At 66.3% G+C, this 24,629-nt stretch carries 16 protein-coding genes, 1 tRNA gene and 1 pseudogene; 11 read left to right on the top strand and 7 right to left on the bottom strand.

Features of this window, described 5'->3' with window-relative positions:
• Nucleotides 1–13: 13 nt before the first annotated feature.
• Both ACVFYP_RS15680 and ACVFYP_RS15675 read right to left on the bottom strand, forming a co-directional pair.
• Nucleotides 14–2,848, bottom strand: a complete 2,835-nt coding sequence (locus tag ACVFYP_RS15680; protein ID WP_499201120.1) for a hypothetical protein — start codon at nucleotides 2,846–2,848, stop codon at nucleotides 14–16.
• Nucleotides 2,849–2,914: 66 nt separating this feature from the next.
• Nucleotides 2,915–3,874 (bottom strand): hypothetical protein, encoded by a 960-nt coding sequence (locus ACVFYP_RS15675; RefSeq protein WP_499201119.1) that lies wholly within the window; start codon nucleotides 3,872–3,874, stop codon nucleotides 2,915–2,917.
• A 244-nt stretch (nucleotides 3,875–4,118) separates the two neighbouring features.
• Between ACVFYP_RS15675 and ACVFYP_RS15670 the strand changes: the two genes are divergently transcribed.
• From ACVFYP_RS15670 to ACVFYP_RS15630, 9 genes and pseudogenes are all read left to right on the top strand, one after another.
• Nucleotides 4,119–4,619: a DUF2924 domain-containing protein gene (locus tag ACVFYP_RS15670; RefSeq protein ID WP_499201118.1), complete on the top strand. Its 501-nt coding sequence runs from the start codon at nucleotides 4,119–4,121 to the stop codon at nucleotides 4,617–4,619.
• Nucleotides 4,616–5,968: a recombinase family protein gene (locus tag ACVFYP_RS15665; protein ID WP_499201117.1), complete on the top strand. Its 1,353-nt coding sequence runs from the start codon at nucleotides 4,616–4,618 to the stop codon at nucleotides 5,966–5,968. The genes ACVFYP_RS15670 and ACVFYP_RS15665 overlap by 4 nt, the downstream gene beginning before the upstream one ends.
• Nucleotides 5,965–6,339, top strand: coding sequence for a hypothetical protein (locus ACVFYP_RS15660; RefSeq protein WP_499201116.1), 375 nt, complete (start codon nucleotides 5,965–5,967; stop codon nucleotides 6,337–6,339). The genes ACVFYP_RS15665 and ACVFYP_RS15660 overlap by 4 nt, the downstream gene beginning before the upstream one ends.
• A gap of 265 nt (nucleotides 6,340–6,604) precedes the next feature.
• Nucleotides 6,605–6,970 (top strand): annotated as a pseudogene (locus tag ACVFYP_RS15655) (nuclease-related domain-containing protein); the annotation flags it as partial.
• A gap of 213 nt (nucleotides 6,971–7,183) precedes the next feature.
• The gene (locus tag ACVFYP_RS15650) at nucleotides 7,184–8,242 is read left to right on the top strand and encodes an AAA family ATPase (RefSeq protein WP_499201285.1); all 1,059 of its coding nucleotides are present in this window, start codon (nucleotides 7,184–7,186) and stop codon (nucleotides 8,240–8,242) included.
• 17 nt (nucleotides 8,243–8,259) lie between these two features.
• Entirely contained in the window at nucleotides 8,260–11,610 is a 3,351-nt protein-coding gene (locus ACVFYP_RS15645; RefSeq protein WP_499201115.1) for a helicase-related protein, read from the top strand.
• On the top strand, nucleotides 11,607–13,439 hold the full coding sequence (gene drmB / locus ACVFYP_RS15640; RefSeq protein ID WP_499201114.1) for a DrmB family protein: 1,833 nt from the start codon (nucleotides 11,607–11,609) through the stop codon (nucleotides 13,437–13,439). The genes ACVFYP_RS15645 and drmB overlap by 4 nt, the downstream gene beginning before the upstream one ends.
• On the top strand, nucleotides 13,436–14,839 hold the full coding sequence (locus ACVFYP_RS15635) for a DEAD/DEAH box helicase (protein ID WP_499201113.1): 1,404 nt from the start codon (nucleotides 13,436–13,438) through the stop codon (nucleotides 14,837–14,839). The genes drmB and ACVFYP_RS15635 overlap by 4 nt, the downstream gene beginning before the upstream one ends.
• Nucleotides 14,836–16,731 carry a hypothetical protein gene (locus ACVFYP_RS15630; protein ID WP_499201112.1) on the top strand — a complete coding sequence of 632 codons (1,896 nt, stop codon included), beginning with the start codon at nucleotides 14,836–14,838 and terminating at the stop codon, nucleotides 16,729–16,731. Before ACVFYP_RS15635 ends, ACVFYP_RS15630 begins: the two co-directional genes overlap by 4 nt.
• Before the next feature lie 25 nt (nucleotides 16,732–16,756).
• Here the strand turns inward: ACVFYP_RS15630 and ACVFYP_RS15625 are convergent, their stop codons facing one another.
• Nucleotides 16,757–18,532, bottom strand: a complete 1,776-nt coding sequence (locus ACVFYP_RS15625) for an AIPR family protein (protein ID WP_499201111.1) — start codon at nucleotides 18,530–18,532, stop codon at nucleotides 16,757–16,759.
• A gap of 367 nt (nucleotides 18,533–18,899) precedes the next feature.
• Between ACVFYP_RS15625 and ACVFYP_RS15620 the strand changes: the two genes are divergently transcribed.
• The gene (locus tag ACVFYP_RS15620; protein ID WP_499201279.1) at nucleotides 18,900–19,388 is read left to right on the top strand and encodes a very short patch repair endonuclease; all 489 of its coding nucleotides are present in this window, start codon (nucleotides 18,900–18,902) and stop codon (nucleotides 19,386–19,388) included.
• A gap of 69 nt (nucleotides 19,389–19,457) precedes the next feature.
• Nucleotides 19,458–20,519: a DNA cytosine methyltransferase gene (locus ACVFYP_RS15615; RefSeq protein WP_499201110.1), complete on the top strand. Its 1,062-nt coding sequence runs from the start codon at nucleotides 19,458–19,460 to the stop codon at nucleotides 20,517–20,519.
• A gap of 707 nt (nucleotides 20,520–21,226) precedes the next feature.
• Here the strand turns inward: ACVFYP_RS15615 and ACVFYP_RS15610 are convergent.
• The 4 genes from ACVFYP_RS15610 to ACVFYP_RS15595 form a co-directional block, all read right to left on the bottom strand.
• Nucleotides 21,227–21,316: transfer RNA gene (locus ACVFYP_RS15610), tRNA-Ser, on the bottom strand.
• A 144-nt stretch (nucleotides 21,317–21,460) separates the two neighbouring features.
• Nucleotides 21,461–23,068, bottom strand: a complete 1,608-nt coding sequence (ggt, locus tag ACVFYP_RS15605; RefSeq protein ID WP_499201109.1) for a gamma-glutamyltransferase — start codon at nucleotides 23,066–23,068, stop codon at nucleotides 21,461–21,463.
• Between the two features lie 38 nt (nucleotides 23,069–23,106).
• A complete protein-coding gene (locus tag ACVFYP_RS15600; protein ID WP_499201108.1) occupies nucleotides 23,107–24,099 on the bottom strand; it encodes a Bug family tripartite tricarboxylate transporter substrate binding protein in 993 nt (330 codons plus the stop codon).
• 2 nt (nucleotides 24,100–24,101) lie between these two features.
• Nucleotides 24,102–24,629: a GAF domain-containing protein gene (locus ACVFYP_RS15595; protein WP_499201107.1), complete on the bottom strand. Its 528-nt coding sequence runs from the start codon at nucleotides 24,627–24,629 to the stop codon at nucleotides 24,102–24,104.

Below are 24,629 nucleotides of genomic sequence, written 5' to 3'. Positions count from 1 at the left end.
ACATCCACCTAAATCAGGCTGCGTCAGCATGCTTGGCCTCCACGTTGAGCTTCCATCGTTGGCTGCCAGCGAGCAGGCGCGCGCGGGTGATGCGCAGGCCGTTCACCACACGCCCCTGGTGGTCGCCGATCCAGCGCCCAAGGCGCTTGCTGTTGATCGCGCCGTTGTCGCCGGCGATGACGAGCAGTGCCTCGCGGAAGTCGGCGCGCTCGAAATGCTGCCGTTGGTGACCGAAGCTGCTGCCCGCAGACGAGGGCCCGGCGGTCGCGCATTCGATTATTTCGCGCACCGTGACGTCACGGGTGCCGAGGTACTCGTGCCATTGGCTGAGCAGGGCGGTAATGGCGTCGAGCCGCGGGTCCTGTGCCCTGACCACATCAAGGGTGGCCACGGGATCGGCTTGGTCCAGCCACAGCAGCGCGCCCCGCACCCAATCCGACCATGCCTCGAACGATCCGAGTGGGGGAGGCGAGCCGGGACGGCCAGCCACGTGGTAGGCGCAGAGAACGGTCAGCGCGGCGACCAGCAATTGGCACCTGTTCGCCTGCGCCTCTGCCAGAGGATCGCAATCGAACTGACGAAGCTCCGGCCGCTCGACCTGTGGGTCCAACTGGCAGAGCAGCGCGCGGCGGGTCATGTCGCCCAACATCACTAGGTTGTTCCCGGTGGCGGTGACAAAGCTGTTGCTCGGCAGCTGCGGCGCCTCCGATCGGCCGAGGATGCGGCAGCGCACGGTTTCCTGGGTCAGCAGCGAGCAGAGAAACTCACCGCCAAGAGGAGCTTCGCAATTGTCGATGGCGATGACCTGCTCACCCTCCAGCAGCAGCGAGCCGAGGCGCTTCTCAAACTCCTCCTCCGTCTTGCCCTGGGAGATCACCGCGGCGACGCGGCCGGTGGCAATGACGCTGCACAGATCGACCAGCATCGACTTGCCCGATCCTGCCACCGGTGCCGAGAAGCCGTGGAGCGGGGCGGTTCGTAGCGCCCGGCGGATCACGGAAGACAATATGGCCGACAGCGCCACGCTGCGGCTGGCCTCGTCGACGAACGGAAATGTCGAGATCAGCCGCAGTAGAAGACCGAGCGCCGCGCGCGCATCCTCCTTGCTGGGACGATCCGGTACGTCCGGGAACTGGCTCTCCCGAAAGTCGAGAAGGAGCCCGGTGGTGGCGTCGTAGCCGGGTTGGTCAAGCACCGTGCCGTCGGCCCGAAGCGTCGGGGCCGACAGGATGCCGGCGAGGACCGGCAGGCGCCAATGCCCTCGCCGCTGGCGAAGGATCGTGGCCACGCGCAGCGGTGCATCGATGGACACCCACTCATCTTTGCGCCTATCGACGCGCTCCCAGGACGCGGCGGCGGTGAGAACCTCGGCCAGCGCTTGATCCTCAATCTCCAGGATCTGTAGGTGGCTTCGGTGCGGGTCGTGGCCGACACCGAGGCGGATGACGCCTGGTCGTACCAGGAAGGATCCGCGCTGATACACCCGGTGCGGCTTAGCCAGCAGCGCCTCCTCGGCCTGCTGGACAACCTCTGGGAGTGCTCCGCCTGAGATGCGGATCAGCGGGCGCTCGGCAGGCTGACTTTGCAGAAACTCCGGGGTCTGCAGGTCCTCGATCTTGAGCCATCCCTGCTCCAGCATCTGCCGCAGGAAGAGCAGGCGGTCGCGTCCGTCGCAGTGGGCATGGCGGCAGTGGATGACGAAGCCGCGGCTTTCGCTCTGGCTGGCGTTGACGATGAAGGTCGCGGCGTCAGCGCCAGCCTGGGTGTGGGCCGCCTCGTTCGGGCAGCAGATGTGGTGCTTGGTACCGTCCGCCACCTTGCCGAGCAGGATGTGCGGACTGCGGGCGCGGAGGGCGGCGACGATCTCAAAGTGGCGTGCCGAAGCGGCCGCCCAGGCCGTGAGATCGAGGATTTCGCCGGTGTCCGGATCGGTGAAGGTGATGCGGCCGAAGTCGAGGCCGAACGGGCCGCTGGCGTCCGTAGTCGCGCGGGAGGCTCGACCTTTGCGCTTCCCTTGCACAGAAGCGCGTGGCGCCGTAGCCGGGCTCGGGAGGCTGAACAGGTCGCAGGGCTGGCCCTCCAGGACCAGGATCTCCGAGGGCGGCCCGTCCGCCGGGCGACGCGGCAGGTAGAACAGCCGGGAGGTGTCGGTGCAGGATTGGTCGTGCTGCAGAGCCAATGCCTGGGCCAGCGCCGTCACGCGCTCTTTCCAGGCTCGGTTCGCGGTGGCCTGGCTGTCGTAGCTTGACGCGATCCAGGGACGGTGCAGCGGCAGGGTTATCCGGAACTTCGGGCATGGCGCGTGGTCGAACGTGACCTGGTCATCCGTCTCGGCCACGACCCGCGCGCCATCTGCAATGCCGGGCCTGTAGCTCCGCTCGGCCTCCAGAAATGCCTGCGCCGGATTGGACAGATTCGGATGGGCGGCACGGAACTTGTCCCAGTTGCCGCGCTTGGCGATGGTCCGGGTGCCGAGGTGCGAGTGGGTCGAGCTGATGGCGGCAGCCCAACCCTGCCCCCTGACTGCGGTCGCGATCTGCTCCAGCGTGGCGCCCGCGTCGCTGTCGAGCATTGCTATCTCGATCCGCTCGGCGTCCAGCTTCTTGCGCCGGCCGGCACGGAAGACGGCGGGCACGATGCAGTTGCCCTCCTTGGCACCAATCTCGTGTTGCGTCAGGCGGTCGCAGAGTTCGGGCCAGGTGAAGCTGCGAACGTCAGACCACGGCGCCGTCTGGCTATCGCCGCTGCCGAAGGTGACGCGGTAGTGGCGCACATCGGTCCCAGCCGCCGCTCCGGTCGGCCGCGGAGCAAGGTCCTGGTAGTCCTGGCTGTCGCCCTGATCGTCCACCGGTTGGCCCCGCGCAAAGATGGCGGAGAGAAGGACCGTTGTGGCACCGCGATCCAGGACCGCGTTTCAGCGACCCAAAGTCTTGGATTTTTGAATCGCGGCGTTGGATCGCGCCTTGGCTGCTCCGTACTCCTTGCCCAGCACCTTGGTGATGGTGCGCTCCGAGGGCACGTGATGATGTTCGACCTTGCTGGTGATCCACTGCGCGAGAAACAGCCCCTCGGCGGCGAGCGTGGACAGCAACTCGCCGTCGTCAGCCCGCTTCAGCATCTTCCGTCTGATGATCGGCATCAACGAGATCTTGCCCGGGGCGATCAGCTTCGCGTCGGGTGTGTCGATGACACGCCGCGCGTGCTCCTCCAGCAACACCAGAATGACGTCGTCGGACAGGCTGGCGACCTGATCTACCGTCAGCCGCTCAGGCGCGTCGCGGTTAGCCACCCTGGCCGCCCGAGACTGCGCGGGCGCCGCCAGACTTTGGGCGAAGGGGGTTTCCACGGCAGTTTGCCATGGCGACGGGCGCGTGGAGACCGTGATCGCGCCGAACCGGGCCTGACCAACCTGAACCGTGTTCCGGTCCAGGTCGAACTTCATGTCGGCGGCCCAGCTGCTGCTAATCTCCTCCGGCGTGGTTCCATGCTCCGGTGCCAGTCGCACCCCCTCCAGAAACAGTTCACCGCCCTCGACTTTGCGCCGCAGATCGTTGAACAGCCGGTCCCAGGCGCCCCACAGGGCCGTGTGGCTTGCATGCCCGGCCATCCAACCGTCTCGATGCGGAACCGCCAGCTCCGACACATCGCACAGCAGCGGAAGGTCGAGCCCTGCATGCTCGTGCTCGGTGAGCCGGACCTCCTCCCGTCGAACGGCAGCCACGAGATCTGGCTTGCACCAGGTGAGGATTGCCTGTCGAAGTGGCAGGTGGAGCGGGAAGTCCGGTGCAGCGTCCCGAACGTCGTTGTGTCCCGAACTGGCGTGCGCGGCAGTCGACGGGGTCTCTGGCTGAGGCTGCGGCCCTTTGGAAGCCATGCTGCTCTGGTCCTTCTTTCAGGTCGTGGCGCGTGATGCGCGCGTCCGGAACCCAGCTGCATCACCTCCCGCCGCATCTCCGGGAGGTCTGCACGATCCTGGCCGTGGGATTGGTGCGCCTCCGGCAGCGTGCAGCGGAAGATCAGGCCCGTGACGCGGCGAATTCTGACGCAGCCGGAGAGAGTTCGCTACACTTCACTGCCTATCAGAGCGTGTGTGCGGACCGGCCCAACCGGAGACCCGCATGACACGCAAGACCAAATCCGCCGCGCCACCAGCGGTTACCATCCCCGCCATCCCACAGGCCGACGTGCTGGGCCGGCTGGCGGCATTGAAGACCACCGCCACGCTGGACCTGAAGCAGCAATGGCGGGAGCTCTTCGCCGCCGAGCCGCCGCCTTACAACCGACGCTTCCTGGAGAGCCGTCTGGCATACCGGATTCAGGAGCTAGCCTATGGCGGCCTGAAGCCCGAGACGATCCAGCGCCTCGAGGCGCTGGGCGAGCAGCTGGACGGGGGCAATCCCGTCCTCCGACGCATCCGCGGTGACGACAAGCCGATCACCGGCACGCGGCTGATCCGGGAGTATCAGGGCGTCGAGCACAGCGTCACCGTGCTGCACGACGGCTACGAGTATCGGGGCCGCCCCTACCAGTCGCTGTCCTCCATCGCACGCGCCATCACCTGCACGCGCTGGAATGGCTGGCTGTTCTTCGGCCTGAAGAACCGGAGGGGCACGGCATGAAGCGCAAGCCAGCCGCCGAGACCGCGATGCCCGCCACGGTGAGGAAAATCCGCGCCGCCGGTTACACGCGCAAGTCGAGCGAGGAAGGGCTGGACATGGAGTTCAACTCGCTCGACGCGCAACGCGAGGCGTGTGAGGCGTACATCACCAGCCAGCGCTCGGAGGGCTGGGTGCTGGTCCGCGATCGCTACGACGACGGCGGCGTTTCTGGCGGGACACTGGAACGTCCGGCGCTGCGGCGCCTCCTGGTCGACATCGAGCGCGGGCTGATCGACGTGGTGGTGGTCTACAAGATCGACCGGCTGTCGCGCGCGCTGATGGACTTCGCCAAGCTGGTGGAGGTGTTCGACGCGAACAGCGTGACCTTCGTCTCCGTGACGCAGTCCTTCAACACGACGACCAGCATGGGTCGCCTCACGCTGAACATCCTGCTCAGCTTCGCGCAGTTCGAGCGGGAGGTCATTGGTGAGCGCATTCGCGACAAGGTGGCAGCGTCGCGGGCGCGCGGCATCTGGATGGGCGGCTTCGTGCCGCTGGGCTATGATGCCCGAGACCGCAAGCTGCTGGTGAACGACACCGAGGCGGCGCTGGTGCGACGCATCTTCGAGGGTTTCGTGGAGACGGAATCCGGCACCAAGCTGGTCCAGGCGCTTCGGGCCGAGGGCGCCACCACGAAGCGCGGCCGCGCCTTCACCAAGAGCGACGTCTACCGGGTGCTGAGCAACCGCACCTATCTCGGCGAGGCGATGCACAAGGGGAAGTCGCACCCCGGCGAGCATGCCGCCATCGTGCCGCAGGCGATGTGGGACGCGGCCCACGCCCTCCTGACGATCAGCCCGCGGACCCGCGCCAACCGCACGCGCTGCCAAACGCCTTCGCTGCTACGCGGGCTGATCTTCGGCAGCGATGGGCGCGCCATGTCGCCCACCCACGCGCGGGGGCGGCGCGGCCAGCAATACCGCTACTATGTGAGCCAGTCCGTGCTGAAGGGCAGCGCCGCGGACGGCCCGGCCATCGCGCGCATTTCCGCCGCGGAGATCGAGCGCGCGGTCATCGCCCAGGTCCGGGGGCTGCTGCGCCAGCCGGAGGTGGTGCTTGGAGCCTGGCGCGCGGCCCGGGCCTCGGCGCCGGACATGACGGAGGACGAGGCGCGGCTGGCGCTGGAGCGGCTGGATCCGCTTTGGGAGGAGCTTTTTCCGGCCGAGCAGGCGCGGATCATCCGCCTGCTGGTCGACCGAGTGGACATAGGGGCGGGCGGCGCCGACGTGCGGTTGAAGCTGGAGGGGCTAGCGAGCCTGGCACGGGACCTGGCCACGCCGCCGGCCGAATCGCCGAGGGCGGCGGCGTGACCGGCGCAGCGCAGATGCTGACCGTGCGGGTGCCGCTGGCGATCCGGAAGCCGCGGGGCGGACGGAAGCTGATCCTCACGCCGGGCGGCACCACGAACCGGAGCGCCTCGGCTGCGGACACCACGTTGGTCAAGGCGCTGGCCCGGGCGTTCCGCTGGCGGCGGATGATGGAGGCGGGCCGCTTCGCCACCATCAACGAACTGGCGGCGGCCGAGAAGATCAACTCGTCTTATGTCTCGCGCCTGCTCCGCCTGACGCTGCTGGCGCCGGGGATCGTGGAGGCAATCCTGGATGGGCGACAGCCAGGGGGGATGACGCTGCCAGCCCTCATGGAGCCGTTTCCTGTGGAGTGGCTGGCCCAGCTTCGTTGAGACCGGAACCTAGCCCCGAGCCTTATGAAACAAGATACGGCTGTCGGCGCAGCAAGAATCGTAGGCATGCAACGCCTCGTGCGCGCCGACTGTGGTGGCGCGCCCCGGCTGCAGATACCTGTCCGATTTGGCTGAGACCTCGGGGAAGCCCCAACTCCGTTTTCTCAGTGCGGCGAATTATCGTTCCCCGAGTTTCTAACCCCCCTCCTAACTGTATCCCGCTCAATCGTTCCACACTAAGCTCGAGAAAGATTCTCAACTCCGAGTGTGCAACGCATTGCGACTTCTTCCCACTACCGTCTTGAACCCAGACACGCCGGACGGCGAGCGCTATGTGCGATCGCTGCTGGCCGCAGTGCCTGCATCTCCCGGCGCGTTCGCCGTCCACTCGCTGAACCTGCCAGAGCACGCTTACAAGCGGTATGGTGAGGCCGACTTCGTAGTTGCCGACCAGCGGGGGCTACTGGTCATCGAGGTTAAGGGGGGCATCGTCCGGCATTCGGGGGGCGTCTGGAGCTTCGCGAACGGGCGGGGGCAGGCGAGGAAGCGTTCTGAGGGGCCACACAGGCAGGCGGAGTCGGGCGTGCACGCGCTTCTCCGGACGCTCGCCGGCGCCGGGGCCCCCCCCATCGGGATCTTCGGATGGGCGGTTGTGACACCCTTCACTTTTTGGGCCACGCCCCACCCCGAGATCCCGGCCCCGCTGCTCCTCGACCGCTCGGCATGCGCCACGCCTTCTAGTTTCACCGATGCACTGGATGGCGCCTTCCGGTGGTGGCGAGCGAGGGCGGTCGCGTCGGGCCGCTCCACAGGTCCGCTCGACCCTGCCGCCCTGGCGCGGCACTTGCTCCCCGAGTTCCAGTATGCGCCCGCCCCCGCCCGCTGTGCGGAGGCGATCGAGCAGGATGTTGTTCGCCTCACCGAACGGCAGGCTGAGATACTTGAGGGGCTCTCGGGCAACCAGCGGCTGCTCGTCGAGGGGGGGGCCGGGACCGGCAAAACTCTGCTGGCAGCGGCGGCTGCGCGACAGGCAGCGGCCTCCGGGAGCAGTGTTGGCCTGATCGTTGCCGCGCCGGTCCTGGCGGCCCACCTCGCCACCGCAATGCCCAGGGTGACCGTGGTGGATCCGGCGACGATGCGACACCTTCCCGAGCGATCCCTCGATGTCCTCGTCGTGGATGAAGGGCAGGAGTTGGCCAATCCTGAGGGTCTGCGCCAAGCCGGGCGACTGCTTAGGGGAGGGCTAGAAGGTGGGTGTTGGCGCTGGTTCATGGACCCCGCAAACCAAGCGCTTCACTCCACCATTGAGCCCGGCAGCCTCGCCCAGCTGCGCGCGACGTCCGCCTGCTATCGTCTGGCGCGGAACGTCCGATCCACGCGCAACATTGTTAACCTGGTCCGCAGCACAGTTGGGGCCGACGTGGGCGTCTCCGACATCGACTCCCGCGGCGTCCTTCCGCATATCGCTCACGTGCTTGGCCCTGCAGCCGCCTGCATGGAAGCGGCGGTGGAGCGGGTACGCGACTGGATGGACACCGGCGTCGCGCCGGGTGACGTCGCGCTGCTCGCCGCTGAACAGGATGTGCCCTCGTTGCTCGAGATTGCGCGCCGGGCCTTGGGCGACGACGTGGCGCTACTGATCGACCCCACCGCGCTCGACACGGCGCGCACGCGAGTTGTGGTGAGCGATCCCTCGACGTTTCGAGGAATGGAGCGGGCGTGGGTGGCTGTCGCGTGCACGCTCAGCTTCTCGGATCAGTCGAGGAGCGAGCGGTTCCTGTATGTCGCCATGACCCGCCCGAGAGCAGGGCTTGCCGTGTTCCTGGCCGACGGCGCCGACGTCTGGTTCAGACGCCTTCAGGCCGATCAGGAATCACGCAGCGACCAAGAAACAGTCGAATGACCCGAAGGATTGAGTCGTTGTCCGAACCCAGGCCAGCAGCCCCAACGCTCACGGCGCAGGAGAAGCGCGCCGCTCGGGACCAACTAGTCGCCACGTTACGCGGGGACTTCGTAGGTCCATCACTCGGCGCCGTCGAAGATCTGCCGGAGCGGCCGGACAAGCGGTACCTGATGGGAATGCTCTTTCCCCGAAACGCGACGGCAGCGCCTGTCGTGGAAGAGGAGGAGACATCGGCACCGGACGTTGGCGCCGGGAGCAGCGACGGGGACGAAGCCGCGGAGGGCTTTGAGGCCCCGACTGACCTACTGTTCCAGCGTCTCCCTTCCTCCGTAGGCTTCTCGTTCGCGGTCCCAGCCGGGAACCCACTCTCCGTTGAGATACGTGCCGTTGCCGGCATCTACGCGAAGCGGGTTCCCGCGCAGGAGGAGACGGCTCCTGGAAGCAGGCCGCCGCGAAGCGGGAGCCGGCGAAGGAGACCATCCTGGATGCGGTCGAGCCTGTGCTATCCGACGTCCGGCCAAGCGGAGACGATCAACATCCCGTCCACGGGCACGGTGCGGCGCCGTGCATTTGGGGGCTGGGCGCAGATCCATTTATCCACACGAAGCGGCCCGGAAGGCTCCTGGATCGTGACGGTAACCCTCGTGAACGAAAGGACCGTCTCGGACGAGAACGGCCGGTATGACCCAGAGGACTGTTTGTACCAGGTCTCGCTCGAGGCTGTGCCCTCCGTGGCCGTCCTGAGGTGGCCTTCCCCTGAACGGCTCACCGCCGACCCCGAGGAGGACGAACTCGCACTCCAGTATCGGCACCGGCCCGCGCTCGCGGTTGGGCACGGATGCGCTGCTGACTGGAGGCCAGCGGGTGACGGTAGGACCCGGATAGGTGTCGAGTTTCTGCCGTCCGTCGAAGTCGCACCCGTCACGACCAGAATCCGCGACCTTGACGAGCGCGCGAGCCGGGCGCTCAACCTCCAGCGCCTGCAGTCCGAGGCCGCCGTTGCGGACGACCTTCTGGGTGATCTGCGGGCCCTTGTGGATGCGTATGCCGTCTGGCGACGGGGTCTCGATGAGGAGCTGACGGACGGCCACCCGGCTGAGGTTCGCGAGCGAATTCTGGTCAGCATTGACGAGGCGCTTCGGCGCATGCGCGACGGCTGCGACTTACTTGCTCGCGATCCGGAGGCGCTCCAGTGCTTTCGCCTCGCGAACCGGGCAATGCTCGTCCAGATGGCCTACTCGGGCCGGGTCAAGTCGGCCGAGAGGGGAGGCAATCCAGTCCCAGGGAGCATCGACCCGGATGACGCGAGGCACGCGGATTACGAGTGGCGTCCCTTCCAGCTAGCATTCCTGCTGCTGGTTCTCCGTAGCATGTGGGACGAGAACGACCCGTTCCACGACGTCGTCGACCTGATCTGGTTCCCGACCGGCGGTGGCAAGACGGAGGCTTACCTCGCCGCCGCGGCGTTCGACATGCTCCGGCGCAGGATGGTGTCACTTGGTCGCGGTGGCGGCACCGCCGTCATCATGCGCTACACCCTGCGTCTGCTCACGCAGCAGCAGTTCCAGCGCGCCGGGCACCTCATCTGTGCGCTCGAGAGCCTGCGGATGCAGGCTGCGGGTGCTCTGGGAGATGAGCCGTTCTCGCTGGGGCTCTGGATAGGCTCCAGCAACGCGCCGAACTCACTCGCCGACGCCGCCAACAAGTTCGACCGCCTCATCCGACAACAGCCGGGCCCAGTGCGTAACCCCTTCATCCTTCTGCGCTGCCCGGCGTGCGGCAGTCCCATTGTCTCTCCTACGCGACACACCGATGGGGATGACGGCGTGGGGATCCGCTGCACACCTGGGAGCTTCGAATTCTTCTGCCTGGAGCCCCGGTGCGACTTCAACCCGCACATACCCGTGCAGATCGTGGACGAGGCACTCTACAACAGGCCACCCACGATGCTTCTGGCGACGCTCGACAAGTTCGCAATGATGGCGTGGAAGGAGAAAGCTGCGAGGTTTTTCGGGGCGGGAGATCGCAACACACCTCCATCCCTCGTCATTCAGGATGAGCTCCACCTCATCGCTGGCCCCCTGGGCACGGTAGCCGGTGGCTACGAGGCCGCACTCGACGCAGTGATCGCCCACCGCGGCGGGCGTCCAAAGATCGTTGCTTCGACCGCCACTATCCGGCGCTCGGACGAACAGGCGAAAGCACTCTTCGCGAGAAGGGGATCTGTCTTCCCCCCCGCGGGGCTGACGGCCGGGGAAACCTTCTTCTCTCGCCCGGACCCCGACGTCCCCGGGCGGCTCTATCTCGGCGCTATGGCGCAGGGCCATACCCCGACATTCAGCAACGTACTTGCCTCGGCCTCGCTGCTGACCGCTGTCCCAAGGCTCGGGCTGCCTGACGCGGTGGACGACACATGGTGGACGCTGGTCGCGTACCACAACAGCCGTCGCGAACTCGGGCGCAGCCTCACGCTGGCCCGAGACGACATCCCCTCCCGGATCGCCGCGCTGCACCCGCCGGGAACGCCCGGGACAAGGGCCTTGCGCCGGGTCCAGGAGCTCTCGGCAAATGTCAGGGGCGAGGATATCCCTAACGTGATCGACGAGGTTTCCGCGTCCAAGGGCACCCCCCGTGCCATAGACTACCTCGGCTGCACGAACATGCTGTCGGTCGGCGTAGACATCGACCGCCTTGGCCTGATGATGGTGCTCGGGCAGCCTAAGACGGCGTCGGAATACATCCAGGCGACTTCGCGCGTCGGCCGCGACGGTATGCGACTACCCGGTGTTGTTCTCGCCCTCTACTCCCCCACGAAGCCTCGGGACCGCTCGCATTACGAGAATTTTCGGCCATTCCACGACGCCCTCTACAGGTTCGTCGAACCGACGAGCGTCACCCCCTTCGCGCTGCCGGCGCGGGAACGCGTGTTTCACGCCGCCATCATCAGTGCGATCAGGATGGGAACCGCCTTTTCAGGTAACGCCGACGCGGCCCGCTTCACCACGACGGACCCCCAGGTGCGCGCGTTGGCAGACCGCTTGTACGATAGAATGCGGCGGGCCGACCCGACCGAGGTGCGGGGCATCAACTCGAAGGCGGCCGAGGTGGAGCGGTGGTGGGAGACGCGGATTGCGCAGAACCTCAAATACGCAATGCCACCGCAGGCCGTGAACTTCCCCGTGTTGATGAAACAGTTCGGCGAGCAGGCCCATCCCGAGGCGCGTGAAACCCTCCAGTCCATGCGCCATGTCGACGTCGGGGTGCGGGTGTGGATCAGAGGCGCCCGCCCGCCCGATGCGCCTTCAGACGGCGGCGCCGCCAATCCGAGACCACGGGGCAGCGCCGCTCGGCGGAGAAGCGGGACATGAGCGCTGGCAAGAACTACGAGCTCCGGCGCACCCAGTTGGTCGGTGCCGGGGGCATCGGGGCTGTCATCGACATCGGCGATGAGTCCTTCGTTGTCTGCGACGCCGTGGATTGGGGCTCGCCGTCGGAGTACGTTCGTCTCCAGAGAATGGAGCAGCGGCTCCGTCGCGACCTCAGGAAGCCCCCGGCCGACCGTCCGGGGTCGTTAGGTCGTGTGCTCCTGCATCGATTTCCCGAGTCGATGTTCTGCAACAACTCCCGGTGCCGCCGGATTGTCCGTTGGCAGGAGCCCCGGCACGGGCGCCCCGGACTACCAATGAGGTGCCCCCAATGCCAGCACGAGGGCACGTTGGTCCCGATGCGGTTCGTCGTCGCCTGTGAAGACGGCCACCTGGATGACGTGCCGTGGCATCTGTGGGTGCACAAGTCGACCAGGGGTGGCTGCCGCTCGCATGAGCGACTGAAGCTATTGGTGGACGAAACTGGGACCGGCGGCCTCGAAACGCTCAAGGTGTTCTGCGAGGACTGCGGGGCATCCGAGTCCCTCGAAGGCATCACGTCAAAGGGATCCCTGAAGGCCGTCGGGGCGCGCTGTCCCTCGTGCCTTCCCTGGCAGGCGCGGACAGGCGGGTTTACCTGCACCAAGGAGCCGTCAGTGCTTCAGCGTGGCGCCACGAACCTCTACTACCCCGTCACCGCGTCCGCCCTCTCGCTCGGGGACGGCGGCGGAGAGTCGGCACATGACGCAGCGGTGGCGAGGATGCTGGCCTCGACGACTTTTGAGATGGCTAAGGAGGTCGCTGCCGATCTTGCGTCGACCGGCAACGTACCTCACCCGCGTGTCGCCCGGTTCGCTCAGATGCTCGCGACTGAGTTTGCACTACCCCTCGAACTCGTTTTGGAGAACCTCCGCGCGGCCGCACCTGTTGGTGGGGAGGCCACCGCCGCCCCGGAGGAAGGTGACCCGGATTGGGACCCCGAGGACATCCTGGCCGAGGAGTGGCGCTTCCTAACGTCAGCCGAGGCCGCCGATTTTGAGTCGGAGGATCTCGTCTGCCGGGAGACTCCTCCGCCGGCGATCGGCGGTGGGGCGCCGTTCGCGCGCGTCCTGCTGGCGGAGCGCCTACGGGAGGTCCGGGCCTTCCTAGGCTTCAGGCGCATCAAGCCCGACGGTGCGCTAGTGCGGCCTGAGGCTGGCCGCCCATTCCCTGCGGGAATTCGCCCCTGGCTCCCCGCGGTTGAGGTATTCGGCGAGGGTATATTCATAGCCTTTGACCTCGGCTTCGTCACACGATGGGAGGCTGCAGTACGGGCAGACCGCGAAGAGTCCGCGCGGCTCGCCGAACTCGAGCGCCACTGGCAGGACGAGGGATACTGGTTCCTGCCGAAGCCGACAGCGAGGCTGATCGCGATTCACACCCTTTCCCACCTACTGATGCGGCAACTCGTGTTCGAGTCTGGCTACTCCTCCTCCGCCCTTCGCGAGAGAATCTACGCAGGTCCCGACATGGCGGGGCTACTCATCTACACGGCGGACGGCGACTCCGAGGGTTCGCTCGGCGGCCTGGTACGTCAGGGACGGCCGGACAGACTCGGCGATCTAATCCGCGTGGCGCTGGATCGCGGGGTCTGGTGTTCTGCGGATCCGGTGTGCCGGGAGACCCAGGGGCAGGGACTCGGCGGCTTCAACCGGGCTGCCTGCCACGCCTGCTCGCTCGTCCCCGAGACCTCCTGCGTGCTCGCCAACACGTTGCTCGACAGGAGCCTCCTCCTAGGTCGCGGGGCGTCCCTCCCAGGGCTGCTCGAGGGCGTGCTGGCGGGCCTAACGTGAGGCTGCCGAACGCACGTGACCTGAACGAGGAGCAGGAACGGGTCTACCTGTACGCGCCCGAAGACGGCCGCGTCCTCGTCTCGGGACCGCCCGGCACCGGGAAGACCGTGCTTGCCGTGCTCCGGGCGATGGAGGCCGCGAAGAAGGGTCGACGGACCGCCGTGGCGATGTTCAACAGGATGCTCGAGGCCTACGCTTCACGCCTACCAGACGGCATTGGGTCGCTTGAAGCCCAAGGCGTCAACGTGCGGACCGTGCGCCAACTCTTCAAGGAGCTGTGGTTTGGCCTGCGGGTTCCCCCGGTCGCAAATGCATCATCCATTTTCCTGGACACTCCATTTGATGAGCGGGAGACGGCCAAGGAACTCGGTGCAAAATGGAAGCCTGCGGTCTGGGCGCCTTGGAGTCCGAAGGGAGGGAAATCTCGCGGCTACAGCTGGGCAGTCGAACCCGACCGGTACTGGAGGAACCCCGCCGCATTCAGTCGTTGGTCTCCCACGTCTGACCTTCCCGCCACGGAAGAGAGCGAGTTTGCCGTCGACTGGGACGCCGTTACCCGACACCTCCTCAAGCACCAGGACATCGCCTGCTGGAACGCCCTGTCGTTCGACAAGCTGATCATCGACGAGGGCCAGGATTTCCCGCCGGAGTTCTTCAGGCTCCTGCGATTCTTGTCAGAAGGGGCGTTAGGGCCAGAGGGACGACCGGTGTCTGTCATGGTGTTGGCCGACGAGAACCAGCGGCTCAGTGCGAAGCAGCACTCGACCATATCGGACATCGAGACGGCCTTGGCGATCCCTGCTTCGCGTCATTACCATTTGCGCACGAACTTCCGGAACACTAGGCAGGTCGCTCTGGTCGCACAGCACTTCTTTGCCGGGGCGAGCACTGGCATCCCGTTGCTACCCGAGCGAAGGGGGCCAACCCCCGAAATGCGCCGTTGCGAGGGCGTGCAGGCGGCTGTCGAGCAGATCGTCACGTACCAGCGCAACAACCCGAAGCACGAGATTGGAGTGCTCATACCTGATGACGATGCGGCCCGCCGCGCCTACTTCGATGCGCTCCGCACGGCTGCTCCTTCGGGCGTACGCGTCCAGACCTACGCCTTTCGCGACCCGGACTTTAACTGGCCCAAGCGGCACCTCGTCTTCGACGAGCCGGCTGTGACGGTGCTGAATCGGGCCAGCTGCAAGGGGCTGGAGTTCGACGCAGTGTTCATCGTGAATATCCATGCCGCCCGGATCGAGGAGGGCCAGGAGGACTTCTTCAAGATGGGCATGTACGTGATGTCCGCGAGGGCACGTCGGAGCCTTGTCCTACTCTGGGTCGGCCGGCCTTCAGACAGGCCCCAGGTGCTCGGATTGATGCCGCGGGCGCCGGCCATCAGGATTCTGGCATGAGCTCGGACAGCCTTGGACCCCACCTTGTCTCCAACTTTCGGGAATCCCTCTCGATCCTGGAGAACCTCCGTGCTTCTGCCCGGCCCGGCAGGGGAATGCGGCACCTGGCAAGGCGGCCCGTGGTGGACGCGCTGCGGGCATCGGAGTTGACGGCAGTGACTGGGGGGCTGGACGGCGAGTTCCCGGTGCTCTGCCGCGTTGGCGCGTCCGCCTGCCCCGTGGGCGACCTTCAGGCCGCCTGCATCCCGCTCGGGCGTATCACCGCATTCATCTTCCGCACGGAAGACGAGCGCGACCAAGTCGCGGGAAAGATGTTCGAGAACATCAGCACCGACGGATTGCCCATGGAGGTGGCGCCGGGGCTTTTCGGCCGGGAGGGTCCGTCCCGCTGCGGCGAGAAGTCTACTGACCTAGCGGCAGGCGAGACACCAGACTGGATTCGCGCAGATGCGCTGGCCGGCGCTGTCGGCGCCGTCCTCGCGCTTGCACACCGACGCCCCGAGGCCGTTGCCGCGGCTACCGCCTTTCTTGACGGAAGCGGTGCTCTCTCCGTCGACCTCACCGCCTTCGCCAACGCCCTGCATTCGCCGGACGGCCCCTGGGATACACCGGGCAGCGCTGTCGCCGCGGTCATGTCCAGTCTGCGTGGGATGCCTGGGCAGGACCCTATGGAAATGGTCGACCTGTACGCAGAAGCGCTTGGGTCCTCAGGTTACGCCGCTGACAACCTGGACAGGTTCAAAAACTTCGTCTCGGACGTTGTCACTTCCCGCAGAGCGAGGCGTCCGCAGGACCTCGCGGACGGAGGCGACGTGCTGCTCCGGGCGCTCCTCCTTGTCCTTCAGAGGGACCGGATGGACGAAATCCTTGACGACCTGGCCGATGGCGTGCCGCCCGGCCCGACCGTTCACCTGACGGCCGCAGCACTCGCTGGCTTCCGCGAGGGCCTCGCGAGGATGCCGTCGGCGATCAAGCAGCCACTCCGCGAGATCCTCGGCGAGTTCGCCTCCGCTGTCGAGTCTGACCCGTCGGCCCGGGCAGAAGATCTCACTGCCCCATTGAAGGCGCAGCTCCCAGCGGTTCCTACCGCCGACGCGGCAACTTCGCCGGCCAGGGACACCGCCGTTCCGTCGGGCAGTGTGGACGGAGGCATGCCTGTTGCTGCGCTGGTCCGGGAACTGCAAAGCGTGGCGGAGGCGCTGGGCCTTTCTCATTCACGAACTGAGGATGGCATCCTGGGAACCTGCGATCGCACTGGCGTAGGAGCCCTGATCTCCTCCTTGCCAGACGGTGCCACCGAGGCACCGAGGCTCGGTCTCCGCGTTGTGCTCGGCGCTATCGCTGGCGGGGCGCTTGTTCGCGAGGCGCTCTCAGGCGCTCTTCTTGCCGAACCGGGTTCGGTGCTCTGGCAGGCCCCGGGCTCAGGCGACCTTGAGCTGGTGTTCCCCATCGGTGAGGGGGCGGCGCAACACGCGCCACTCGCGCTTAGGCGCAACGTCGACCTGGCCCGACGCTGGGTCGCCGCCGCTGCGCCCGCGGCACAGGCGGCCGGAGGCGATGCACCCGCGGAAAGCGGGAAGAAGGCGAGGAAGCCGCGAGGCGGAGGGGGCCGCAAGCAGCCAGGAGCTTCCTCCTCAGCCCAGGGCACAGATTCGATCGGTCTCAATACGAGCGCGGAAATATCCCGGAAGGGTACAGGGACGACTTTGGGCGAGGCTTCGAAGCCAGCCCGGAAGCGGCGAGTGAGGAAGATCAGCGCTGAGCGGGACCGGACAACCGCAGACCAAGCCAGCCTCCTTGTTCCGGAGACGATCCCCGGGCAGGGCGCGGAACGAGATGCTGATGCGGGGGAACGGGGTGCCGATCCAGCGCCCAAGAATGACGTCCCCTGACCGGCCCCAACCAGCGGCTCAGATTTCAGTCGAATAGCTCCGGCAGCCTGGACCGCGGACCCGGCAGGTTGACCATGCGCACGTGCTCCCAAGCGTCGTCGCGCTTGCACCATTCGGTGACGTTCCGCGTCCCGGCACCGGCAAGGAGCGCCTCGTGGAGCGGGCGAGCCCAAGACACGAAGAGCGCCTGGATCTCGTCAGATGCGCGTTGCGCGCGCCAGACGGTGTCGAGGTCGAACTGACCGCCGAAGTCGGAGGCGAGACGGGCCATCATGAACGCCACTACGTTGGCACCGTACGAACCGAGCCCCGTGCTCCTGACGGCAGTCTGGGCCGCCCTGAAGATGATCGCGAGAGACACTGCCTCACGGTAAAACGCGGCGTCCGGCTTCCATTCCCGCTGGAATCTATCCGGAAGCTCGGACATGAAGATGATGAAGTTCTTCTGCGCGCCCCGGCTGACAGTCTGCGGCCGCTCCCACCAGCACATTAGGAGTTTGGCAAGGTCGGTCTTGCTGAAGACGTTGCTCTTCGGGCACACTGCATCGAATTCGCGGCGCTTGGCCGCTGTCGAGCCGAACCGGGCGCGGGCGACTTGGTAGGCTCCGCGCGTCCTCTCGTAAAGCCAGTGCGTCCGCTCGCCAGGGCACCACAGTTGCTCTGACAGCCGCTCGAGTTCGATGTGGAAGTCGCTGTTGGCTGACAGGTCAGCCACCTGAATCACGTTCTGCGTATTTGCGTACCGCGAGATCAGGGGAACGAATTCAGAGAGTCGGTCGGCCGTGACCCGTGTCAGCTTCATGGCTACGGCGACTTGACTGACGTCCATCCGGTCAATCTTCCTCGCGCGGTGTACGGAGGCGGTGGTTTGGGCGCCGTTCACGATCTGGAGGCCCCTGACGCGACGGATGACGGTCTCGCCGTGCCAGGAGCCGGCCTCGATCTCGTCTGCGGTGGCTGTGATGCCGTTGTTGTAAGCCAAGAATCGGTCCGGCTCTTCGGCTATCGTCCGCCGGATGCCTTTGTTCACAGCTCCTTTTGCCTGAAGAAAGGAGCGGACGTTGAACTCGAACAGCCTCGCGCCGTACCGCTCGTATAACGCGAAGATCAAGTCGCCGGGGAGGATCGCTAGGAACGTCTGGTACTCGCATGGGGGCGGCCTCATTTCCAGGCATGCCAGCGGTCGGCCAAGCATCTCCACGAAGTCGATATCGATATGCTCTCGAGTCACGCCCTCGGCAGCCGCGCGTCTCAGGCGCTCCGCGTCCCAGACCTCGAACTCCACACGACGGCCATGGACCTGAATCGGCGGAACGTCGCTCCCCCTAACCACGGCATCGGTCAGCACATGTACGCGCACGTCCTCGATGCGCGGCAGCTCGACCGCGATGCGGCGTGCAGCGGCATCGGCAAGGGCGCTCCCCGCGAAGCGGGTTAGGCCGCCCTTTGCGGCGTGCTCAAAGAAGCGCGCCGCCGCTATCCCTATGCGAACGGCATCGCTTCGCGGCAGCTCAGCGGCGCTGTTGTCCGGCCTGCGGTAGGCGGTGAAGAGTTCGAGCCGCGACGATTCGTCAGGAAGGAAGTATGCGATCACGCGGCTCCGCGAGCGGCCGGAGGCGTCCTCGTGCGGACAGAGGTCATGAGACGCGACCGAGCCCGCCTCCTCGAGGTAGCCGAGCATGACCTCGGCAAGCGCCACGTGTTCTGCGAGTGGCGTTCCGGGCTCGATCTCACCTAGCCGGTCATCGGCATCTGCGCGCAGGTTCGCGACGAATTCCGTGAGCAGCTGGTCTTCGATCAAATGCTTCCTCCAGTGTTGTTCCGGCCAACACGGCCAAAGGCGCCTCCGTCCCGAGGCGACCTATCACCACGATCCACCCCCGAAGTCCGCCGGTCGACCCTCTAAGCCGCACTATTGGCATCAGCGGGTTTTGGGTGCGGTAAGAATTCTTCCCGACATCCTGGGCCGTTCGGGGCGGCGCTGCCGGCGAGGCGTTAGTCGCTCGCCCTGTCGAACCCTGTATGTTCGCTTAAGATCGTCACGATGGGGACACAACTTTTCCTTCCAACGGGCAAGTCGCTCCCGGGCCACACAGTAGATCGGTAGAAGGGAGCGCCCAGCATTAGCCATCGTGCAACAGCGTAGGTCCTTGGTGTTCCGGCGCAAGATGAAAGCAAAAATGGTGCGAAACGAAGACGCGAGTCGAAACGTTCCCTGCGGGACACCGCAGCCGGCGCGGCGTCACCGCGGGGATATCATGTCGGTGGAGACGCGCAGTCGGGTTATGGCCCGCATCAAGGGGAAAGGCACAGGCCCGGAGCTTCGCCTCGCCGCCCTGCTCTCCGAGGTCGGCCTCGCATGGGAATCCCACGCCCGTGATCTCCCTGGACGTCCAGACTTCGTGTTTCGGGATCGCCGCGTTGCCGTCTTTGTCGACGGTGACTTCTGGCACGGTTGGCGCTTCCCAGTGTGGCGCGACAAGCTGTCGGAAGCCTGGGAGGCAAAGATCGAGGCAACAAGACTCAGAGATTCCAGGAATTTCCGGCGTCTGAGGCGTTCGGGCTGGCGAGTGGTCCGTGTCTGGGAACATCAGCTTGCTCGCGATCCCGAGGGTAGCGTGGCCCGGGTGAAACAGGCCTTGGACTCTACGCGCTGATACTCCGCCTTTCGCGAGCCTTCGCCCAGGCTCGCGCTCCTACGCTCAGCCTGTTACGAATCGTCCTTGATGGCGATTCGTGGCATAGATCTTTTCTGTGGCGGTGGTGGGAGCTCCTGGGGTGCCCGCGCCGCGGGTGTCGAGATGGTGGGAGCCGTCGACGCCTGGAGCATGGCGGCTTCGACCTACCGTCGGAACTTTCCCGGTGCGCGGGTCGTCGAGACGCGTCTGAACCGCCGATCCGACAAGGCTCTCCTTGGCGACATCGGGCATATCGATCTCGTCCTGGCGTCGCCCGAGTGCACGAGCCACACACCGGCTCGCGGAGCGAGGGTGAAGGATGAGGGGAGCCGGGCCACAGCCTTCCATGTACTCAAGTTCATCAGGAAGCTGAGTCCGCGATGGGCGGTCATTGAAAACGTAATTCAAATGCGGACTTGGGAGCGTTATCCGAACTTTCTGGCAGCGCTCAAGGAGCATATGTACGTCACGGAGCACGTGCTCGACGCCCAGGACTTCGGCGCACCCCAGACCCGCCGTCGGCTTTTTCTGATGTGCAGTAAAGACGGGCCGCCTGAGCCTCCAACTCCGCTCGCCGAGCGTCGACTGACTGTGTTAGATATCCTGGCGCCCACCGGAACCTATAAGACCCGTTCGGTTTTTGGCAGCGGCCTGGCGGAACCGACTGTCGCGCGCGCCAAGCGAGCTATCGATGCACTTGGGCGCGATGTTCCGTTCCTGATTGTCTACTACAGCAGTGATGGCGCCGGCGGATGGCAGCCGCTCGATCGACCAATCCGCACGCTTACGACGCTGGATCGATTTGGGCTTGTCGAGTGGATTGATGGTGAGCCGCGCATGCGAATGCTGCAGGTTGACGAGTTGCAGCGCGCAATGGGTTTTGGCGAGGACTACATACTCGATCAAGGTTCCAGAAGAGACAAAATCAAAATGTTGGGAAATGGGGTTTGCCCGCCTGTAATGCAGAGTGTCGTGAGTGCATTGACCAGCCAGACGCCCCAGGATCATCGTTTGCGTGTTGCTCAAGTGGCTGAGCAAACAATACCGCCAGTCCAGCTTCCAGATCGATCAGCGATGTCATCGTTTGCCGGACCTCAAATTTCTGGCTAGCGCTGTTTTTCGATAGCGAGAGGCTGTCGCTTCCTGGTTCCCGGTATCCGAGCCATAGTCCGCCCATGGCGTCAGAACCCGAACGATCTCGCGAGCGCCGATGGGTGGTTATCGCCCCTGATGGCCGATACGTAACCCTTGGACGCCATAGTGACCCCAGCGAGGGAGAAATCCTGGCCGCCGAAAAGGCGCTGCTCTCCCAAGATCTGAGCGGTTGGCTCGCAGTCATGGAGGGCAACCCCTGGGTCGGAAAGGCTCCTGAGTTACTCGAGGTCAGACCGCTCGGTCGGCCAACCTCGAACTTCTCCGATGCGGCCGTGGCTTGCTTGGCAGCAATTCTGGCTAAACGAGCAGAGGTCGGGCCTTAAGCCGGGTCGTGCCGCAGCCAGACTGTGCGGGCCTCCTGCCAAAGAAGCTCTGCACTGGGCAAAGCGTACCAAAGTGTTCGCTCTCGAAGTACGGATTTCGGGCAAGTGGGGTTCGAACCGGAGCAAGCGCCGACCGCGCGGAAACTGGCTTTTTACCTAGGTTTTTGAGTTCCGTACTAAATCGGCCAAGTCAGGAGGTCCGGAGAGAATTGGCCTCCGGAGAGCGATTTTCGGCCGTCTCCGCGTCCAGCCAGCCAACAGGTCTACCCCGAAAACCCCAGGAAACCTGCCACTCAGCGCGACGCTCGGTCTGGCGGAGAGCACGGCTCGTATGGAAACTGGCGGAGAGGGTGGGATTCGAACCCACGGTAGGCTTGCACCTACTTCGGTTTTCGAGACCGACGCGATCGACCACTCTGCCACCTCTCCGCAGGCGGTGCCGCCGTATAGTCACAGGCGGCGCGACGCGCAACACCCTGCCCCTGGCAGCGGGGCGATCTGTTCCCTGATTCCGGCAAGCGGCGAAGCCTGGTTCACGGATGGTGTGTCCCGGTGACTAAAACCCGGCTTCGCTCACGCGCCCAGCGCCATCCCGTCCCGCTGCGGGTCAGCGCCCCCTGAACAGGCGCCGTCGCGGATCATCACGCCGTGTGGCGCGCCGAAGGCGTAGCTCTGGTAGGACCTGGCCACCGGGTAGCCCATGTCGCGCAGGGCATCGGTGACCCGATGCGGAATGCGGTTGGCGACATCGATGGTGTCGCTCAGCGCCACGATGCGCGGCGCCGCCACGGCCTCCGCCATCGTCATGCCGAAATCCACGACATTGCTGATGGCCTGCGCCAGCGCCGGCACAATGTAGGTGCCGCCCGGCGCGCCCAGCACCATGGCGATGGCCTGTTCCCGGAACAGGATGGTCGGCGCCATGGCACTGCCGCGGCTCTTGCCCGGCGCGATCGAGGCCGCGCGTCCGGGACGCGGGTCGAAACCGCTCATGCAGCCATTGTACATGAAGCCCAGCCCAGGCGTGATGGCGCCGGAGGGGATGCCGAGCGTGTGGGTCAGGGAGACGGCATTGCCCTCCCCATCCACCACGCAGACCACCGTGGTATCCGGCGGGTCCTTCGGCTCCTCCGCACGGGGCACGCGCGCCTTGTCGCCGGCGCGGATGCGGGCGGCCAGCGCCTCGGCATGCTGCTGCGAGAGCAACCGGTCGAGCGGCACGTCCACGAAATCGGGGTCGCCCATATGGGCGTCCTTGTCGATCGTCATCCACTTCATGGCCTCCGCCAGGATGCGCAGATGCTCGGGGCTGTTGTGCTCCAGGGCGCCGATGTCGAAGCAGCCCAGGATGTGCAGCAGCTCGATCAGCGACCCGCCCCCGGCCGGCGGGGGGTTGGAGGCGACACGCAGCCCACGATAGCTGCCCCAGCAGGGCGCCTTCTCCCGCACCCGATAGGCCGCGAGGTCCTCCAGCGTCACGCCGCCGCCCTGCGCGGCCATGTCGGCCGCGATCTCGCGCGCCATGTCGCCGCGATAGAAGACCTCGGCGCCGCCCTCGGCGATGCGCTCCAGGCTGCGCGCCATGTCCGGGTTGTGCAGGATGTCACCGGGGCGCTTCAGCGTGCCATTGGCGCGGAAATAGACCTGCCGGCCGGTCTCGCTGAAGCGCAGCTTGTCGGCGACATTCACCTGGCCGTCGCCGCCATGGTCGATGTCCCAGTAGTAGTGCATGTAGGGCCGCACCATCACGCCGCGATGCGCCTGGCGGATCGCCGGCCGCGTCACCTCGCGCAGCGGCATGCTGCCGAATCGGGTCAGCGCCTCGGTATAGCCCGCGACATTGCCCGGCGTGCCAACCGCGCCATAGCCCCTGTCATTGGCCTGGTCGCGCAGCAGGAAGACGAAGCCGTCGCGCGACTGGCCGATGAACTTGTCGGCCCACATGTCGGGGGTCGCGGAAAGTGGCGCCTTGGCGAAGAACTCCAGCACCGTGTGCACGCCGCGCGCAGGCATGCAGATCTGCATCGCGCCGAAGCCGCCGATGCCGCACATCTGCGGATCGACCACGCCCTGGCTGAAGGCGCAGGCGATGGCGGCATCCACCGCATTGCCGCCCTGGCGGAGGATCTCCACCCCCGCCTCCGCTGCCTCCGGCTGCGCCGCGACCACCATGCCCCGCATCGTATTCCCCCCTTCCCCGCCACGCCGCACCCAAAAACCTAATCCGGCGTGATGCCGGAGGCGCGGATCACCGGCGCCCAGGCCGCCACCTCGCGGCGCACGAAGTCCTGCGCCTCCGCCAGATAATAGCGGCCGGGGCTGGTCGAGGTCTCGGCAAAGCGGCGCTGAACATTGACGCTGGCCTGCGCAGCGCGCACCGCCTCCGCCAGCCTTTCCAGGATCGGCCGCGGCGTCCCGGCGGGGGCGGCGAGGCCGGCCCAGCCATCGGCCACCACCTCCGGATAGCCGAGTTCGCGGAAGGTCGGCACATCCGGAAAATCCGGGGATCGTTCGGGCGCCGTGGTAGCCAGCGCCCGCAAGGCGCCGGAGCGGATATGCGCGCTGGTCGCCGTCAGGCTGTCCAGCACGCTCGGCACGACGCCCGCGATGACATCGGTGATCGCCTGGGTGGAGCCGCGATAGGGCACATGTTCCAGCGGCGCACCGGTGGCCAGGGCCAGGCGCATGCCCAGCAGATGCGCGACGCCGCCGGCGCCGGAGGTGCCGTAATACATCGGCGCGGCCTTGGCGGCAGCGACATAGCCGGCCACGTTGGCGATCGGCTGGCTAGGCTTGACGCAGAGCAGATAGGGCGTGCCCATCATGATGGCGATGTGGTCGAAGGATTTGTCGGCATCATACTGGATGCGGTCGCGGTACAGCGTCTGCCCGATGGCCAAGCCGCTGATGGTGGTGATCAGCAGCGTGTAACCATCCGCCGGCAGCCGGGCGACATAGCCGGTGCCGAGGGTGGAACCGGCGCCGGCGCGGTTCTCCATCACGAAGCTCTGGCCCAGCGTGCCCTGCATCTCCTGCGCGATGACGCGGGCGGCGATGTCGGTGGCGCCGCCGGCGCCAAAGGGCACGATCACGCGGATCGGCTGCGCCTGCGGCCACGGCTGCGCCTGGGCAGCGGCGGGGCGGGGCAGAAACGGGCTGGCGGCCGCCAGGGCGGCAGCCTTCAGCAGGTGGCGGCGGGGTCCGGCGGTCATGGTCATGTTCCTGTGGCTGAGGGGGACCGAAGAGTGGCGCCTTCGGCCAGGATCAGGAAGGCGGGCAAGGCAAGCTGGACGAAGCTGCGGACCAGCATCACGTCCTCCTCCCCATACCATCCGGCGCGGTGCATCAGGTTGACCTGGCCCAGCGTACGGCCCTGCCAGCGCACCGGCGTGTTCATGGCACTGCCGCAGCCCAGCGCGCTGGCGCCCGCATGGTCGGGATAGCTGGCGCGCAGCTCATCTTCCGTGCGGATCAGGATGGACCGGCCATGCTGCATCAACTCCTGCATCCGCGGCGCGGCGGAGGCCTTTTTGCGACCTCCCACCGGATAGGCCTCCGGCAGGTTGGACCAGATTCGCTCGGCCTCGCCACCCGCATGATGCACCTGCATGGTGCAGAGGATGTGCCCGACGGCGCCGGCCAGCGCCGCATCCAGCGCGGCCAGCGTCGCGGCGGGCTGCGCCGGCTCGGCCAGCGCCAGGGCCAGGTGTGCCAGATGCGGCAGCGGGTCGGGGCGGCCCAT

The sequence above is a fragment of the Roseomonas sp. F4 genome, assembly GCF_053891155.1.
This window is presented reverse-complemented; position numbering and strand designations above follow the sequence as displayed.

What these genes read in the sequence shown, in the direction of transcription:
- ACVFYP_RS15675 (WP_499201119.1), bottom strand. Translation starts at nt 3,874, where the DNA reads ATGGCTTCCAAAGGGCCGCAGCCTCAGCCAGAGACCCCGTCGACTGCC.
- ACVFYP_RS15670 (WP_499201118.1), top strand. Translation starts at nt 4,119, where the DNA reads ATGACACGCAAGACCAAATCCGCCGCGCCACCAGCGGTTACCATCCCC.
- ACVFYP_RS15665 (WP_499201117.1), top strand. Translation starts at nt 4,616, where the DNA reads ATGAAGCGCAAGCCAGCCGCCGAGACCGCGATGCCCGCCACGGTGAGG.
- drmB (WP_499201114.1), top strand. Translation starts at nt 11,607, where the DNA reads ATGAGCGCTGGCAAGAACTACGAGCTCCGGCGCACCCAGTTGGTCGGT.
- ACVFYP_RS15630 (WP_499201112.1), top strand. Translation starts at nt 14,836, where the DNA reads ATGAGCTCGGACAGCCTTGGACCCCACCTTGTCTCCAACTTTCGGGAA.
- ACVFYP_RS15620 (WP_499201279.1), top strand. Translation starts at nt 18,900, where the DNA reads ATGAAAGCAAAAATGGTGCGAAACGAAGACGCGAGTCGAAACGTTCCC.
- ACVFYP_RS15615 (WP_499201110.1), top strand. Translation starts at nt 19,458, where the DNA reads ATGGCGATTCGTGGCATAGATCTTTTCTGTGGCGGTGGTGGGAGCTCC.
- ggt (WP_499201109.1), bottom strand. Translation starts at nt 23,068, where the DNA reads ATGCGGGGCATGGTGGTCGCGGCGCAGCCGGAGGCAGCGGAGGCGGGG.
- ACVFYP_RS15600 (WP_499201108.1), bottom strand. Translation starts at nt 24,099, where the DNA reads ATGACCGCCGGACCCCGCCGCCACCTGCTGAAGGCTGCCGCCCTGGCG.
- ACVFYP_RS15595 (WP_499201107.1), bottom strand. Translation starts at nt 24,629, where the DNA reads ATGGGCCGCCCCGACCCGCTGCCGCATCTGGCACACCTGGCCCTGGCG.